This window comes from Allobosea sp. RCC_152_1 (genome assembly GCF_041360765.1).
GTDB classification, from domain to species: Bacteria; Pseudomonadota; Alphaproteobacteria; order Rhizobiales; family Beijerinckiaceae; genus Allobosea; species Allobosea spartocytisi.
On the sequence record NZ_JBFUPU010000002.1, the window covers coordinates 27,690 to 42,669 of the forward strand.

Here is a 14,980-nt window from a genome sequence, read left to right on the forward strand (position 1 = left end):
GGATTTCTCATGGCGGCCCGGTTCCGATGACAGACCTCGTGTGGAGCGCACGATGAGCGACGACATCCTGCGCCAGCTTGCAACCCGCGCCGGCATCGCGCCTGAATGGACGGACCAGACCGGCGCGCAGCGTCAGGTTTCGCCCGAGAGTCTGCGCGCCATCCTCGCCGCGCTCGGCCTGCCGGCCGACAATGACGAAGCGTTGCGCAATTCGCTTTCGCTCGCCGAAGGCGGCTCCATGGGCCTGGGCTCCCGCTTCACCACCGCGCGCATCGGCCAGCCGGTCGGCCTGCCGCTCAGGGGCGAGCCGGGACAATCCGTCGAGGTGACGCTCGAAAGCGGGGCCCGCCGCGTCGTGACGACGATCGAAGGCTATGAGGGCGCCCTGACCCTGCCGCCCTTCGACGAACCCGGCTATCACACCGTGCACGCCGCTGAGGGCGACTTCACCGTCGCGACCGCGCCGGAACGCTGCATCACCTTCGCCGATCTGAACGATGGCAGGACGGGCTGGGGCCTCGCCGCCCAGATCTATTCCCTGCGCAGCGCGGAGGATGGCGGCATCGGCCATTTCGGCGGCGTCGCCGCGCTCGGCCGCACTGCTGCGGCCCGCGGGGCCGATGCGCTGGCGATCAGCCCCGTCCACGCTCTCTATGGCGCCCTGCCCGCTTTGTTCAGCCCCTATTCGCCCTCGACGCGGCTGTTCTACAACCCGCTCCATGCCGACCCGGCCGCTGCATTGCCGGACGCACTGATCCGGGACGTCATCGCGCGACAAGGGCTGGCGGAGGAGATGGCTCGCCTCTCCGCCCTGCCGCAGATCGACTGGCTTTCCGCCACGCCGGCCCGGCAGGCGCTGTTGCGCGCCCTGTTCGACGCCTTGCGCGATCCCGCTGCAAGCGGAACCGAGGCCGCCCGCGCCGATTTCGAGCGCCATCTCGCCGAGGCCTCTCCGCTGCTGCGAGGCCACGCGATCTTCGAGGCGCTGCATGCCATCGAATTGACGCGCGATCCGACCGTCAAAAGCTGGCGCGAATGGCAGCCCGCCTATCGCCACCCCGACAACCCCGAGGTTGCGGCCTTCGCGGCCGAGCATGCCGACGAGATCGCCTATCAGGTCTTCCTGCAATGGCTCACCGGCCGCTCCTATGGAGAAGCCCAGCGCGCCTGCCGCGAGGCCGGCATGAAGGTCGGGCTGATCGCCGATCTCGCCATCGGCATGGACGGTGCCGGCAGCCATGCCTGGAGCCGGCCGGATGACATCCTGCATGGGCTCAGCATCGGCGCCCCGCCCGACTACTACGCCGCAGAGGGGCAGAACTGGGCGCTGACGACCTTCTCGCCACGCGGCCTCGCCGCCACCGGCTATGCGCCCTTCATCGAGACGCTGCGGGCGAGCCTGCGCTATGTCGGCGGCATCCGCATCGACCATGTCATGGGGATGAGCCGGCTCTGGCTGGTGCCGGAGGGCGCGAGCGCGCTGGAAGGCGCCTATGTCGGCTTCCCCTCCGAGACGCTGTTCCGGCTGATCGCGCTCGAATCCTGGCGCCACCGCGCCATCGTCATCGGCGAGGATCTCGGCACGCTGCCCTATGGCTTCCGCGATTACCTGCACGAGCAGGGAGTCGCGGGCCTGCGCGTGCTGCGCTTCGAGCGCACCGATCACGGCTATGTCCCGCCGCAGGAATGGGACGCCGGCGCGGTCGCGCTGACCAGCACCCACGACCTCGTGCCAACCGCCGGCTGGTGGGCCGGCTCCGACATCGACCCGGTCGATGACGGCGTCGACCATCAGGGCATTCGCGCCTGGGATCGCGGCCTGCTCTGGGGCTCGTTCCAGAATGCAGGGCTCGTCGAGGGCGAGCGGCCGGAGCCGGACAACACCGACCCGGTCGTCGACGCCGCGATCCGCTACGTCGCCGCCACACCCTGCACCCTGAAGATCCTGCCGATGGAAGACGCGCTCGGCATCAGGACCCAGCCCAACGTGCCCGGCACCATCACCGAAAAGCCGAACTGGCGGCATCGGCTGGAAGGCGATGCGGATGCTTTGCTGGATGACGCGAAGGTGCGGCGGCGGCTGGCCCATCTCGGGCCGGAGCGCGGGGACGCCTGATAGCCCCGCACGCGCTGCCGCCTGAAGCGCGGGAGCCCTCTCCCGAGTGGGAGAGGGTTGGGTGAGGGCCTGCCGTAGCAGCAGTAAAGCGAGCGATATCCGCTGCGTGAGGCGAGGCGTTCTCACGCATGATTGCAGCGGCGGTCCCTCACCCCTGCCCCTCTCCCACTCGGGAGAGGGGTTTCCCGCGCCCTTGCTGGCAAACTCTCAAGCAGCCGCCCGCCCCTCGACGATCTCCGCGATCGCCTCGAGCATCCGCGTGTCGTCACCGGCGAGACCTTCCATCGCCGCCATGCGCTGGATCACCGTCGCGGCGACGGCCTCCTCCACCGTATCCTCGGCATAGGCGTAGAAGATCGTCGCGTGCTGGCCGTCGCGGTGGCAGCGCCCCTCGATCTGCTGGAGCTGGATCGCGCTGTGGCGCATGTCGTGGATCACCAGCGCCCGCTCGCGCTCGCCGCCCGGCATCTCGCCGCGATGCAGCGAGATCGACTCGGTCACGGTGAAGATTACCGCGTCGAGCTGCCCGGTCTGGAAGGCGATGCGGGTCTCCTCGTTCTGCGCGCCGGAATGCTCGCCGTTGATTTCAGCCGTACGCCAGCCGCGCCCGCGCAGGGTTTCCGCAAGCATCGCGCTGGTCTCGAGGAAGGCGACGGAGATCGCGACCTGCTCGTCATTCCCCAGCAAATCCTCGCAGAAATCGGCCGTGCCGGCGATGCGCAGCAGGCTTCCCTTCTGGCGGAAGCGCAGATCGGCGGCCCAGCCCTGCGGCTTGCGCGTCGAGCCGCCGGCAAGCCCGAGCTCCTTGCGGAATTCGCGCCAGGTCGCCTCGTAGAGCTTGCGGGACGGCGCATCCAGCGCGACCGGCGCAAGCTCCCGCTGCACCTCCGGCCAGCCGGCGATCTCCTCGGGCCGGCGGCGCAGGCCGATGGCGTTCGCGCCGCGATAGAGCAGATCGGCCATCACCTTGCGGTCGGCCTCGTTCGGCTCCCAGCTCCAGTTCTTCCAGCGCCCCTTGGCCCGGCCGATCTTCAATCGCTTCATCAGCGCGCGAAAACCATCGAGATCGGCTGATGGCATGCCCGCAGCCTTGGCCAGCAGGGCTGAGAGATAGGAGAGCTCATGCGGCGACTGGCCGGCGGTCGCGCTCATATAGATCGTGAAATCGGCGGCTGCCGCCATCTGCCGGCAGACCAGCCCCTGCTGCGAATACGGGTTGCGGATGCGGTGTGCCTCGTCGATTACCACGAGCGGCCAGATGCGCTTGGGCGTGCCAAGCTTCGCCAGCTCGTTGTTCTTCGCCCGCGTCGAGCGCTTCTTGCTGTCCGCCGGCGGGGCGAGCAGCGACTTCGTCTTCTCGAAATTCATCAGCGTCACCCGCTTCGCCGGCAGGCCGGACAGCGCGATGGTGCGCCGCCATTGCGGGATCGCCCCCTTCGGGCAGATCACCAGGATCTCCTCCTCCGGCATGGCCGAGAGCGCGAGCCAGGCCGAGAGCGTCTTGCCGAGCCCGGTGAGGTCGCCGAGCAGGAAGCCGGCCGCCCCCTTCGCCCGTGCGGCCAGGATGGCGTCGCGCGCGACGAGCTGATGCGGATGGGGGATGAAGGTCATGGGCGACGAAGCGTGGTTCCGGCAGACGGCGCCACAGATGCCCTGATCGTCCGGCATGGCGCATCCCGCTCTCTTGGCACTGGCGAAAGCCGGCGTCCACCGGCACTGTGCCGGCCTCGAATCCGGGAGAGGACCGACGATGACCCGCGCGCAGGCGATTGCGAAAGCTCAGGACTATTTCGATTCAGGCCGCATGAAGAGCGACCTCGCACGCCTCGTCGCGATGCCCAGCGAAAGCCAGAACCCCGATCGCGCGCCCGTCCTCTCCGAATATCTCGATCTGGAGATGCGCCCGCTGCTGGAGAACCTCGGCTTCGCCTGCCGCATCCTGACCCATCCCAAGGCCAAGGGCCCCTTCCTCTATGCCGAGCGCATCGAGGACCCTGCCCTGCCGACCATCCTCGGCTACGGCCATGGCGACGTCATCCGCGGCCTCGACGCGCAATGGAGCGAAGGCCTCTCACCCTGGAAGCTCGTCGAGAAGAACGGCCGCTGGTACGGCCGCGGCGTCGTCGACAACAAGGGCCAGCACCTGATCAACCTGAACGGCCTGCGCACCGTGCTGGAGACGCGCGGCAAGCTCGGCTTCAACGCCAAATATCTGATCGAGATGGGCGAGGAATCGGGCTCGCCCGGCCTGCGCGAGCTCTGCGCCGACGAGGCCGAGCTGCTCAAGGCCGATATCCTGATCGCCTCGGACGGGCCGCGGCTCAATGCCGAGCGCCCGACGGTGTTCTTGGGCGCCCGCGGCGTCATCACCTTCGACTTGCAGATCAAGGCCCGCGACGCCGGCCACCATTCCGGCAACTGGGGCGGACTGCTGTCCGATCCGGCGATCCAGCTCGCCCATGCCATCGCCTCGATCACCTCGCCCACCGGCCAGATCCGCATCCATGAATGGGTGCCGAAGGAGTTGCCCGCCGCGGTGCGCCGCGCGGTCGCCGATTGCGAGGTCGATGGCGGCCCCGACGGCCCGCAGATCGATCCGAACTGGGGCGAGGCCGGCCTCACGCCCGCCGAGCAGGTCTTCGGCTGGTGCTCCTTCGATGTGCTCGCGATGAAGTCCGGCGTGCCGGAAACGCCGGTCAACGCCGTCCCGCCGAGCGCCTGGGCCCGCTGCGGCCTGCGCTTCGTCGTCGGCATCGACCCGCATGACGTCGTTCCGGCGCTGCGCCGTCATCTCGACCGCCACGGCTTCCCGATGGTCGAGATCGTCACGCCCGGCACGGAGCGCTTCGGCGCGACGCGGCTCGATCCGGACGATGCCTGGGTGCAGTTCACCATCGATTCGATCGCGAAGAGCACGGGCAAGAAGCCGGCGCTGCTGCCCAATCTCGGCGGCTCGCTGCCCAACGACATCTTCGCCGAGATCCTGAAATTGCGCACGATCTGGGTGCCGCATTCCTATCCCGGCTGCCAGCAGCACGCCCCGGACGAGCACCTGCCCATCGCCATCGCCCGCGAGGGGCTGACCGCCATGGCCGGGCTCTACTGGGACATCGGCTCGGGCGAGGCGCCCGCAGTCTAGGCGCAGCGGACTTTCAGGGAATGCACCGTCGTTCCGGGACAAGCCATCCTCGGGCCGACCTTTGGTCGGAACCGAGGAGGAGCCCCGCGGCGCCGATCCCGGATCCGTTGTCAGGCGCCGTGTTCTGCGATGGATTTCGGCCATAAGCAGCATGTCCCGCAGTGACGGCCGCCTGCAACAAGTGGCGACGGCGCCACACCTGTCATTAACGAAGTGCAAACCATGTTTTGGCGATTCTCCCTGGCACGAGATTTGTTAGCCTTGGCGAATCACAGCGGGGATTCGACGCATGCGGTCTATGCAGTTGTCTCTGGGCGTCCTGCTCTTGGTTATGGTCGGCCTCCTCGGTTTCGAGGCCGCCAACGCGGCTGATCTCACAACTCCCCTGGCCTATGCGCCGCCAGCCGTCGGGGTCGGCCTGATCTCTGAGCTGCGTGGCGGCGTTCTCGCGCATAATCCCGCCGGACGAGAGAGCGGCAGCGCGGACGTCAATCTCGAGCTCCTCTTCGTCAAGCCGTTCCAGCCGGCCGATCCGGTGATGGCGTTCTTCGTGCCGCGCATCCATCTCGGCACCACCATCAACACCGCCGGCGATACCAGCCATGTCTATGCCGGCTTCACCTGGACCTATGACTTCACCGACAAGCTCTTCGCCGAAGCCAGCTTCGGCCTGGGCTTCCACAATGGCAAGACGAGCGACTTCGTTCCACGGAACAGGCTCGCCCTCGGTTGCTCGCCTCTGTTTCGTGAATCCGCCTCGCTGGGCTACCGCATCAGCCAGAACTGGAGCGTCATGGCCACGGTCGAGCATTTGTCGAACGCCGGCCTCTGCAACGACAATCAGGGCATGACCAATTACGGCGTGCGCGTCGGCTACGTCTTCTGAGGATCCGGCCGGACGCCCCTCACTCCTGCGGCTGGCGCGGATCGCGCCCGGGCGGCAGGTCGACGGGCGTGGCCGGAGGAGCTTCCGGCGGCGCATTGGGCGGCAGCTCCGGCGGCGGCTCGGTCGGGATGCCCTGAGGCTCCGCATCGGGCGGAACCTCGACCGGCGGCGCCGGCGGCACCTGGCCCGGCGTCAAGGGCGGTGCCTCCGGCGGCGGCTCGGGAACGGCTGGAGTGTTACCGGGCCCGGCAGCGAGCCCATGATTAGCTATCATCATTTGCGATCGACCTTCCTGCGAAGGGAACGTCGCAATCGCGCAAAGGTTCGTCCGCCGCCGGCCGGCAAGCCGAGACAGCCCCCTATCGCCCGCGCAGGCACGCCGGAATGGAAGCTCCTAGTCCGCCTTCGGGCCGTCGTCCCGTAGCTCTTTCGGCGGCGGCGGTCGTCCGGCGACCCAGCGCTCCACCGAATGGTCGAGGAAGAGCAGGACCAGCGCCAGCACCGTCGCGGCTCCGGCGACCTGCCAATGCCCGAGTCCGGCCGCGCAGCCCAGCGCCGCCGTGACCCAGATCGCGGCCGCCGTCGTCAGCCCGTGCGGCATCAGGTCGTTGTTGCGGCGGATGATCAGCCCGGCCCCGAGAAAACCGATCCCGGTCAGAACGCCCTGAACGATGCGGCTTGCCGCGTCGGGATGCAGCGTCTCGCTGAACAGGCTGGAAACCGCTGCGGTCCCCAGCCCGACGAGGCCGAAGGTCCGGATGCCGACATTCTTGTGCCGCACCGTCCGCTGCCAGCCGATGACGAGGCCGGCGGCCATGCCGATCACCAATCGAAGAAGCTGTTCGGCTTCCACCGCCGCCCCCATCCGCTCACTGCCCGATCCCGGCCGATCCACCATGAGCCGGAGGCTGCCCTCCGGTCCAGTGGCACAATGGGCTCGCCCCCGGTTTCCGAGGGTTCCGGGACGGTGAAGCGGCAGCGCGAATGTCGCGCGACGACATGAACCGCGCGAGGCTTTCGCAGGCTCGCCTCATCCCCGGCCCGCCGCAAGGCACAGTGCCTTCCGGAGTTCAGGCTTTTGATTTTTCAGGAAAATCCGTGGTGGGTGATGTAGGGCTCGAACCTACGACCCGCTGATTAAGAGTCAGCTGCTCTACCAACTGAGCTAATCACCCATACGCCACGAAGCGTCGCCGTCGCGGCGGTGATGGCCGCGTCAGGCAGGGGGCGTGTAGCAAAGGCCCCCCGCCCTGTCCACCCATCCATGACAGAAATTTTGCAGGCCCGCCGAATTTCTGCGACGTGCCTGTGAATTGTCACGCCGCGCGGCGGTTGAGCAGGTGATAGAGCGCGATCGCGCCGAAGGTCGCCGTGCCGATGCCGCCGAGCTCGTAGCCGAAGATCGGCAGCTTGAGGTCGCCCGCGCCGAGGATCAGCGCGGTCGCGACGGTGATCAGGTTCTTCGGCTCGGAGAAATCGACCTTGTTCTCGACCCAGATCCGGCCCGCCGTGGCGGCGATCAGGCCGAAGACCACGACCGCGAGCCCGCCCAGCACCGCGACGGGGATCGTCCCGATCACCGCGCCGAATTTCGGCGAGAAGCCGAGCAGGATCGCGATGATGCCGGCCGCGACAAAGACCAGCGTCGAATAGACCCGCGTCACCGCCATCACGCCCATGTTCTCGGCATAGGTGGTGACACCGGTTCCGCCGCCCGCGCCCGCGATCACGGTGCCCAGCCCGTCGGCGATGAAGCCGCGGCCGATCAGATGGTCGAAATTGCGCCCGGTCATCACCGAGATGCCTTTGATATGGCCGAGATTCTCCGCGACCAGGATGATCGCGACCGGCACGATCAGCGCCATCGCCTTGGTGTCGAAAACCGGCGCCACGAAATGCGGCAGTCCGAACCAGGCGGCCGCGCCGATCTTGCCAAAATCGATCGCCTGCGCGCCGAAGCTCGGCGCGGTCAGTGCGTAGAGGATATAGGCGGCAAGCCCGCCGATCAGCACGGGCAGGCGCTGCGCCAGGCCGCGCCCATAGACCGCGACCAGCGCCACCGCGACGACGGTGAAGAGCGCAATCCACTTGGTATAGGGGCTGGCCGAGATCATGCCGATCGCGACCGAGGTCAGGTTGAGGCCGATCGCGGCGACGACGGCGCCGGTCACCACCGGCGGCAGCAGCGTCTCGATCCAGCGCGTGCCCACCGCCTGCACGATAGCGCCGATCACCGCATAGACCACGCCGCAGGCGATGATGCCGCCGAGGGCCACGCCGATATTCGGATTGGGGCCGGTGCCGGCATAGCCCGTCGCCGCGAGGACGACGCCGATGAAGGCGAAGGAGGAGCCGAGATAGCTCGGCAACTGCCCGCGCGTGATGACGAAGAACAGCAGCGTCGCGATGCCCGAGAAGAAGATCGCGACATTGGGGTCGAAGCCCATCAGCAACGGCGCGAGCACGGTCGAGCCGAACATCGCAACGACATGCTGCAGGCCGGCGACGACGGTTTGTCCCGCCGGCAGCCGCTCATCGGGCAGCACGGCGCCCGAGGTCTTCAAGGTCCAGTTCGGAAAATAGCCCATCGCCATCGCTCCCCCAAAAGATCGCGTCGTGCTCGCGCGAACCCGTGCGAGTACGATCAAACGTGATCGTTACCAGGAAGCCTGGAGCGTCGCTCCAGGTCGCCGGGGAGCGACCGCACCGGAAGAGCAGATGAAGGCAAGAGCGGGGCCGGCGCCAGATGGCGCCGGCGTCATCCACCGGAATCAGGAGAAATCGGCCATCATACCCCGGGCTTGCCCCGGCAATCCCCTCCCCCTTTGCGGGAGAGGGTCAGGGTGAGGGCTCTCGCGACGCCGATCGCGAGCCGAACACCGCAGCTTCGGACCTGCGCGACCCCTCATCCGGCCCTGAGGGCCACCTTCTCCCGCAAGGGGAGAAGGTATTGCGCCTTACTCTGCCGCCTGTGCGTGCAGGCGCCCGCCCCGCGCGATCAGCTTGTTGAGCGCCACCAGATAGGCCTTGGCCGAAGCGACCAGCGTATCCGGATCGGCGCCGCGGCCGGTGACCGACGAGCCGTCGCGAGAGAGCCGCACCGTCACCTCGGCCAGCGCATCGGTGCCCTCGGTCACGGCATGGACGTCGTAGAGCTCCAGCGCCACCTCATGCGGCACGATCGCCTTGATCGCATTGAAGATGGCGTCGATCGGCCCGTTGCCTTCGACCTCCTCGGTGACGTGACGACCCTCGACGTCCAGCTTCATGGTGGCGCGCTGGGGGCCGCGCGTGCCGGCGATCACCGTCAGCGATTCCAGCTTGATCCGGTCATGAGCGGTGGCGATGTTCTCGTCGACCAGCGCCTCGATATCCTCGTCGTAGACATGCTTTTTGCGGTCGGCCAGCGCCTTGAAGCGGGTGAAGGCGTCCTCGAGCTGGTTGTCGCCCAGCTCGTAGCCCATCTCCTTCAGCTTGGAGCGGAAGGCGGCGCGGCCGGAATGCTTGCCCATCACCAGCGAGGTCTTGGTCACGCCGACCGAGGCCGGAGTCATGATCTCATAGGTGGTGTTGTTCTTCAGCATGCCGTCCTGGTGGATGCCGCTCTCATGGGCGAAGGCGTTCCGGCCGACGATCGCCTTGTTGTACTGCACCGGGAAGGAGCAGGCCCCGGAGACCGCCTTCGAGACGCGCATCAGCTGCGTCGCGTCGATCCCAGTCTCGTAGGGCAGCACATCGCCGCGTACGCGCAGCGCCATCACGATCTCTTCCAGCGCCGCATTGCCGGCGCGCTCGCCGATGCCGTTGATGGTGCATTCGACCTGCCTTGCGCCGCCCTCGATCGCCGCCAGCGAATTGGCGACCGCGAGGCCCAGATCATTGTGGCAATGGGCCGAGAAGATCGCCTTGTCGGCATTCGGGACGCGCTCGCGGACCGCCTTGAACATGGCGCGGTATTCGTCGGGCGTGGCATAGCCGACCGTGTCGGGCAGGTTGATCGTGGTCGCGCCGGCCTTGATCGCGGTCTCGACTGCGCGGCAGAGATAATCGATCGGCGTGCGCGTGGCATCCATGCCGGACCACTCGACATCCTCGACCAGGTTGCGGGCCTGCGTCACCGTCGCGGTGATGATGTCCAGCACTTCCTGCTGGCTCTTGCGCATCTGGTATTCCAGATGGATCGGCGAGACCGAGACGAAGGTGTGGATGCGCGGCTTCGCGGCATGGCGCACCGCTTCGCCGGCGCGGGCGATATCGGCGCTGATCGCGCGGGCGAGGCCGGCAACCGTGGCGCGCTTCAGCCGGCGCGCGATCTCCGAGACGGCCTCGAAATCGCCTTCCGAGGCGATCGGAAAGCCGGCCTCGATGATGTCCACGCCCATGATGTCGAGAGCGTCGGCGACCTCCAGCTTCTCCTCGAAGGTCATCGTGGCGCCCGGGCACTGCTCGCCGTCGCGCAAGGTGGTGTCGAAAATCAGCACGCGCTCTTTCGAGGAGCCGCCGGTCTGGGTCGGGTTCGTCATGGTCTGCTTCCGGTGTCGGTGCGCCGCTGCGGTCGATGAGGGCGCGGGGTTTCTATTGGCGGTTCTCGTCAATCCCCTGAGCGCCCAGGCAGCATGCCCGGCCGGCCCTCAGGGGCGGCTAAGGAGAAGAAGGCCAAGAAGCGAAAGCGGAGCGCGAGCGCACATGCCGACGATCTGCGCAGCGGCGCAGTCCTTCGTCAGGTCATGGCGGGCGGTCGAAACCACGGGCGTTCCTCAAATCGACGGGACAGGATGTAACCGAAAGAACCGCCCGAGCGCAAGCATGTGTCTCATGCCTCGCAGGACAAATGACAGAGGCCCTCTGTGGATTATGCTGCCGTTGCGCGATTCGGCCGGCGGTCGCGCCGCGCTGGAGACCCGGCCTCGCGCTGCCGGAGACCCGCGCCCATGATGCGCTACGACCGCCCCGCCATCGGGCTCGCCTTCTGCCTCACCGGCCTTGCCGGCTTCGTCGACGCGCTCGGCTTCCTCAGTCTCGGCGGCTTCTTCGTTTCCTTCATGAGCGGTAACACCACCCGCTTCGCGATCGAGCTCGCGGGGCGCCATGCCGGTGGCATCGCGCTGGCGGCGATAATCCTCGGGCTCTTCGTCGGCGGCGTCATCTGCGGCTCGCTCGCCGGGCATTTCGGGCATCGACGGCGCAAGGCGTCGGTGCTGGCCTTCGTGACCTTCGCCCTCCTGATCTCGGCCTCGCTCGACAGGTTGGGCCTGAGCATGGCCGGAGCCGGCGTCCTGGCGCTGGCCATGGGCGCCGAGAACGGCGTCTTCCAGCGCGACGGCGAGGTCTCGATCGGGCTGACCTACATGACCGGCACGCTGGTGAAGATGGGCCAGCGCATCGCCGGCGCCCTGCTCGGCGGGCCGAAGCTCGCCTTCCTGCGCCATTTCATCCTCTGGCTCGGCCTGCTCGGCGGCGCGATCATGGGCGCCGTGGCCCATGGCCGGATCGGGCTGGACGCGATCTGGCTCGCAGCGGCGGCCGCGGCGGTCTTCACCGTGCTGGCCCTCTTCATCCCCGAACACGACTAGATTTTGGTTGGAGCAATGCTAAGCTGCCCCAACGTCACCTATGCCGGAAAGTGACGGGACCGGACGGACGAAGTCCGGTCGGGCGACCGGTTCGAGCGCTGGGGACAGTCATGCGGCAAGCGATCTTGGGCGCGCTCACCCTCTTTGCCCTCGCGGTGCCGGCGGCCCTCACCGCGCAGACGGCCCCATCGCAGGAGAAGCTGAGGCGCGGCGAATACCTCGCGAACATCATGGATTGCGCCGGCTGCCACACGCCCGGCATCTTTCTCGGCAAGCCGGACATGCAACGCCGGCTGGCGGGATCGGAGGTCGGCTTTCACATTCCGGGCCTCGGCACCTTCTTTCCGCCCAATCTCACATCCGACCATGAGACGGGGCTGGGCTCCTGGTCGGAGGCTGACATCGTCAAGGCCGTCCGCCTGGGAACCCGGCCCGACGGCCGCATCCTCGCTCCCGCCATGCCCTACAAGGCCTATGGCAAGCTGAACGACGCCGACGCTTTCGCGCTCGCTGCCTATCTCAAGAGCCTGAAGCCCATCGCGAACCGGGTCCCGGCGATCGTCGGCCCCGACGAAAAGGCGACCGCTCCCCGCCTCTCCGTCGTCATGCCGCAATAGAGAGCGGGTCGAGCGGCCGCGCGATTTCACTGATCGCGAGAATCAGACATCGTCGGCTCGACTTGCATCTGCGGAGTTTTCCGATGCGCCATCTGCCTGTTCTTGCATTCTCCGCCATCCTGCTGTCGGCCTGCCAGACGGCTTCCGTCGCGACACCGCCCGCCCCGCCGCCTGAACAGGCAGCGCCGGGCGTGACGCCCTCGACCTTCCACATGCCGACGGGCTCGGGCTGCGCCGGCGAGATCGCCCGCTTCCAGGCCGTGCTCGACAACGACGTCGCCATCGGCCACACGACGAAGAGCGTGCATGATCGCGCCAGTGCCGATCTCAGCCGCGCCAGCGCGACCTGTTCCGCCGGGAACGAGGGCGCAGCGCTGGGCCAGCTCCACGCGACCAAGACGAAGTTCGGCTATCCGGGCTGAGTCGTAAAACCCCCGCCGTCATGCTCGTCCTTGTGGCGAGCATCCACGTCTTGAACGCAACGCTCGACCAGCGAAGACGTGGATGGTCGGGACAAGCCCGACCATGACGGAATGCGGCGATTACGCCGCCAGCCCCCGCTTCTCCAGCAGCGCATCCGGCGTCGGCAACCGGCCGCGGAAGAGCGTGTAGGCCTCCGCCGCATCGCGGGTGTCGCCGGCCGAATAGATGTAGCGCTTCAGCTTCTCGGCCACCTCGGCTGAGAACACGTCGCCCGTCTCGGTGAAGGCGTTGAAGGCGTCGGCATCCATCACCTCGGACCAGAGATAGCTGTAATAGCCGGCCGAATAGCCGTCGCCCGAGAAGACATGGGTGAAATGCGGCGTGCGGTGCCGCATGGTGATCTCGGCGGGCATGCCGAGGCGGGCGAGTTCCGCCGCCTCGAAGGCAAGCGGATCGACTTCTGCCGGGGCCTCCAGCGAGTGGAAGGCGAGATCGACCAGCGCCGAGGAGGTGTACTCCACCGTGGCGAAACCCTGGTTGAAGGTCTGGGCCTTCTCGATCTTCTCGATCAGCGCCTCGGGGATCGGCTCGCCGGTCTCGGCATGCAGGCAATAGTTCCGCATCACCTCGCGCGTCAGGAACCAGTGCTCGTAGAGCTGCGAGGGCAGCTCCACGAAATCGCGCGCGACCGATGTGCCGGCGAGCGAGCCATAGGTCACGTCCGAGAGCAGGCCGTGCAGCGCGTGGCCGAACTCGTGGAAGAGCGTGCGGGCGTCGTCGAGCGAGAGCAGCGCGGGCTCGCCCTCCGCCGGCTTCGCGAAATTGCAGACATTGACGATGATCGGCCGGGTTTCGCCATCGAGCTTGCGCTGGCCGCGGAAGGCGCTCATCCAGGCGCCGGAGCGCTTCGAGGCACGGGCGAAGTAGTCGCCGACGAACAGGCCGATATGGCGCCCGCTCGCGGTCTCCTTGACCTCGAAGATGCGCACGTCCGAATGGTAGCCCTGAAGTTCCGGCCGCTCGGCGAAGGACAGGCCGAACAGCTTGCCGGCGACGTCGAACGCCGCCTGCCGGACACGGTCGAGCTGGAGATATGGCTTCAGCACGGCCTCATCGAGCGCATAGGTCTTCTGCCGGACCTTCTCGGCATAGTGGCGCCAGTCCCAGGGGCGGATCGGGCCGTTCTCGCCTTCGCTCTGAGCCAATGCCGCGAGTTCGGCCGCTTCGCGCGCCGCGCGCGCCTTGGCCGGCTTCCAGACCAGTTCCAGGAGCCCGCGCACATGCTCCGGCGTCTTCGCCATGGCATCGTCGAGCTTGAAATGCGCGAAGGTCGGATAGCCCAAGAGCTTCGCCTTCTCGGCCCTGAGCTTCACCATCTCGGCGACGATCGCGCGGTTATCGCTCTCGCCGCCATTCTCGCCGCGCTTGCTCCAGGCGATGAAGGCTTCCTCGCGCAGATCACGCCGGGTCGAGAAGGTCAGGAAGGGCTCGATGATCGAGCGCGACAGCGTCACCGCATGCTGGCCGGGCTTGCCCCGGTCGGCGGCCGCGCGCGCCATCGCCGCCTTGAGGAATTCCGGCAGGCCGGCGAGGCCCGCCTCGTCCTCGATCAGGAGCGCATAGGAGGATTCATCCTTCAGCACGTTCTGGCTGAACTGGGTGCCGAGCCCCGCCAGGCGCTCGTTGATCGCGGCGAGGCGCTTCTTGTCCTCGGGGTTCAGCTTGGCGCCCGAGCGGATGAAGCCCTTGTAGGTCCGCTCCAGCAGCCGCGCCTGTTCCGCATCCAGACCAAGCGCCGTGGCCTTCGCATTGACCGCATCGACGCGGGCGAAGAGCCCCTCATCCATCATGATCGCGGACCAGTGCCGCGAGGCGATCGGCGACATCTCTCGCTCGATCGCCTGGAGCGCCTCGTTCGTGTCGGCGCCGGTCAGGTTGTAGAACACGCCACCGACGCGGGAGAGCGCGCGCCCTGCCCGCTCCAGCGCCTCGATCGTGTTCTCGAAGTCGGGCACTGCCGGATCGGCCACGATCGCCGCGATTTCGTCCTTGTGCTTGGCGAGCGCCGCATCGAAGGCCGGCCGGATATGCTCTGGCTTGATCGCGGCGAAAGGCGGCAGACGGAACGGCGTCTCCCAGCGCGCGGCGAAAGGGTTCTCCGCCGGCAGCGGCAAGGCTTCGGGATAGGCGGTTTCGGCAGAGGTCATCGGAACACTTTCGTGAGAC

12 protein-coding genes and 1 tRNA gene are annotated in these 14,980 nt (G+C 67.6%); 6 read left to right on the plus strand and 7 right to left on the minus strand.

Translation table 11 applies throughout. From position 1 onward, the window contains the following. The first annotated feature begins 52 nt into the window (after nucleotides 1–52). A complete protein-coding gene (malQ, locus tag AB6806_RS06430) occupies nucleotides 53–2,116 on the plus strand; it encodes a 4-alpha-glucanotransferase (RefSeq protein WP_370954324.1) in 2,064 nt (687 codons plus the stop codon). Between the two features lie 207 nt (nucleotides 2,117–2,323). Here the strand turns inward: malQ and AB6806_RS06435 are convergent, their stop codons facing one another. Further along, nucleotides 2,324–3,784: an SNF2-related protein gene (locus AB6806_RS06435; RefSeq protein ID WP_370954325.1), complete on the minus strand. Its 1,461-nt coding sequence runs from the start codon at nucleotides 3,782–3,784 to the stop codon at nucleotides 2,324–2,326. 82 nt (nucleotides 3,785–3,866) lie between these two features. Here AB6806_RS06435 and AB6806_RS06440 point away from each other — a divergent pair, with 82 nt between their 5' ends. After that, nucleotides 3,867–5,255 (plus strand): M20 family metallopeptidase, encoded by a 1,389-nt coding sequence (locus AB6806_RS06440; RefSeq protein WP_370954326.1) that lies wholly within the window; start codon nucleotides 3,867–3,869, stop codon nucleotides 5,253–5,255. Nucleotides 5,256–5,553: 298 nt separating this feature from the next. Continuing rightward, the gene (locus AB6806_RS06445) at nucleotides 5,554–6,141 is read left to right on the plus strand and encodes an acyloxyacyl hydrolase (RefSeq protein ID WP_248311082.1); all 588 of its coding nucleotides are present in this window, start codon (nucleotides 5,554–5,556) and stop codon (nucleotides 6,139–6,141) included. A gap of 19 nt (nucleotides 6,142–6,160) precedes the next feature. On the opposite strand, the gene AB6806_RS06450 is transcribed toward AB6806_RS06445, so the two are convergent. From AB6806_RS06450 to AB6806_RS06470, 5 genes are all read right to left on the minus strand, one after another. Then, nucleotides 6,161–6,337, minus strand: coding sequence for a hypothetical protein (locus tag AB6806_RS06450; RefSeq protein ID WP_185747939.1), 177 nt, complete (start codon nucleotides 6,335–6,337; stop codon nucleotides 6,161–6,163). Between the two features lie 198 nt (nucleotides 6,338–6,535). Beyond that, a complete protein-coding gene (locus AB6806_RS06455) occupies nucleotides 6,536–7,039 on the minus strand; it encodes an MgtC/SapB family protein (RefSeq protein WP_248312498.1) in 504 nt (167 codons plus the stop codon). Nucleotides 7,040–7,240: 201 nt separating this feature from the next. After that, nucleotides 7,241–7,316, minus strand: a tRNA-Lys gene (locus tag AB6806_RS06460). Nucleotides 7,317–7,457: 141 nt separating this feature from the next. Continuing rightward, nucleotides 7,458–8,735, minus strand: coding sequence for a solute carrier family 23 protein (locus tag AB6806_RS06465; protein WP_142021847.1), 1,278 nt, complete (start codon nucleotides 8,733–8,735; stop codon nucleotides 7,458–7,460). A 363-nt stretch (nucleotides 8,736–9,098) separates the two neighbouring features. Further along, nucleotides 9,099–10,664 (minus strand): 2-isopropylmalate synthase, encoded by a 1,566-nt coding sequence (locus AB6806_RS06470; protein ID WP_112764027.1) that lies wholly within the window; start codon nucleotides 10,662–10,664, stop codon nucleotides 9,099–9,101. A gap of 408 nt (nucleotides 10,665–11,072) precedes the next feature. Here AB6806_RS06470 and AB6806_RS06475 point away from each other — a divergent pair, with 408 nt between their 5' ends. From AB6806_RS06475 to AB6806_RS06485, 3 genes are all read left to right on the plus strand, one after another. Beyond that, entirely contained in the window at nucleotides 11,073–11,714 is a 642-nt protein-coding gene (locus AB6806_RS06475) for a YoaK family protein (protein ID WP_142021846.1), read from the plus strand. A 110-nt stretch (nucleotides 11,715–11,824) separates the two neighbouring features. After that, on the plus strand, nucleotides 11,825–12,331 hold the full coding sequence (locus AB6806_RS06480; protein WP_112764025.1) for a c-type cytochrome: 507 nt from the start codon (nucleotides 11,825–11,827) through the stop codon (nucleotides 12,329–12,331). Between the two features lie 83 nt (nucleotides 12,332–12,414). After that, nucleotides 12,415–12,753 carry a hypothetical protein gene (locus AB6806_RS06485; RefSeq protein WP_038358732.1) on the plus strand — a complete coding sequence of 113 codons (339 nt, stop codon included), beginning with the start codon at nucleotides 12,415–12,417 and terminating at the stop codon, nucleotides 12,751–12,753. Nucleotides 12,754–12,873: 120 nt separating this feature from the next. On the opposite strand, the gene AB6806_RS06490 is transcribed toward AB6806_RS06485, so the two are convergent. Continuing rightward, nucleotides 12,874–14,961, minus strand: coding sequence for a M3 family metallopeptidase (locus tag AB6806_RS06490; RefSeq protein WP_142021845.1), 2,088 nt, complete (start codon nucleotides 14,959–14,961; stop codon nucleotides 12,874–12,876). Between the last annotated feature and the right edge of the window lie 19 nt (nucleotides 14,962–14,980).

Excerpts from the sequence above, each read along its gene's own strand:
- malQ (WP_370954324.1), top strand. The coding sequence starts at position 53 with ATGAGCGACGACATCCTGCGCCAGCTTGCAACCCGCGCCGGCATCGCG.
- AB6806_RS06435 (WP_370954325.1), bottom strand. The coding sequence starts at position 3,784 with ATGCCGGACGATCAGGGCATCTGTGGCGCCGTCTGCCGGAACCACGCT.
- AB6806_RS06440 (WP_370954326.1), top strand. The coding sequence starts at position 3,867 with ATGACCCGCGCGCAGGCGATTGCGAAAGCTCAGGACTATTTCGATTCA.
- AB6806_RS06445 (WP_248311082.1), top strand. The coding sequence starts at position 5,554 with ATGCAGTTGTCTCTGGGCGTCCTGCTCTTGGTTATGGTCGGCCTCCTC.
- AB6806_RS06455 (WP_248312498.1), bottom strand. The coding sequence starts at position 7,039 with ATGGTGGATCGGCCGGGATCGGGCAGTGAGCGGATGGGGGCGGCGGTG.
- AB6806_RS06465 (WP_142021847.1), bottom strand. The coding sequence starts at position 8,735 with ATGGCGATGGGCTATTTTCCGAACTGGACCTTGAAGACCTCGGGCGCC.
- AB6806_RS06470 (WP_112764027.1), bottom strand. The coding sequence starts at position 10,664 with ATGACGAACCCGACCCAGACCGGCGGCTCCTCGAAAGAGCGCGTGCTG.
- AB6806_RS06475 (WP_142021846.1), top strand. The coding sequence starts at position 11,073 with ATGATGCGCTACGACCGCCCCGCCATCGGGCTCGCCTTCTGCCTCACC.
- AB6806_RS06480 (WP_112764025.1), top strand. The coding sequence starts at position 11,825 with ATGCGGCAAGCGATCTTGGGCGCGCTCACCCTCTTTGCCCTCGCGGTG.
- AB6806_RS06485 (WP_038358732.1), top strand. The coding sequence starts at position 12,415 with ATGCGCCATCTGCCTGTTCTTGCATTCTCCGCCATCCTGCTGTCGGCC.
- AB6806_RS06490 (WP_142021845.1), bottom strand. The coding sequence starts at position 14,961 with ATGACCTCTGCCGAAACCGCCTATCCCGAAGCCTTGCCGCTGCCGGCG.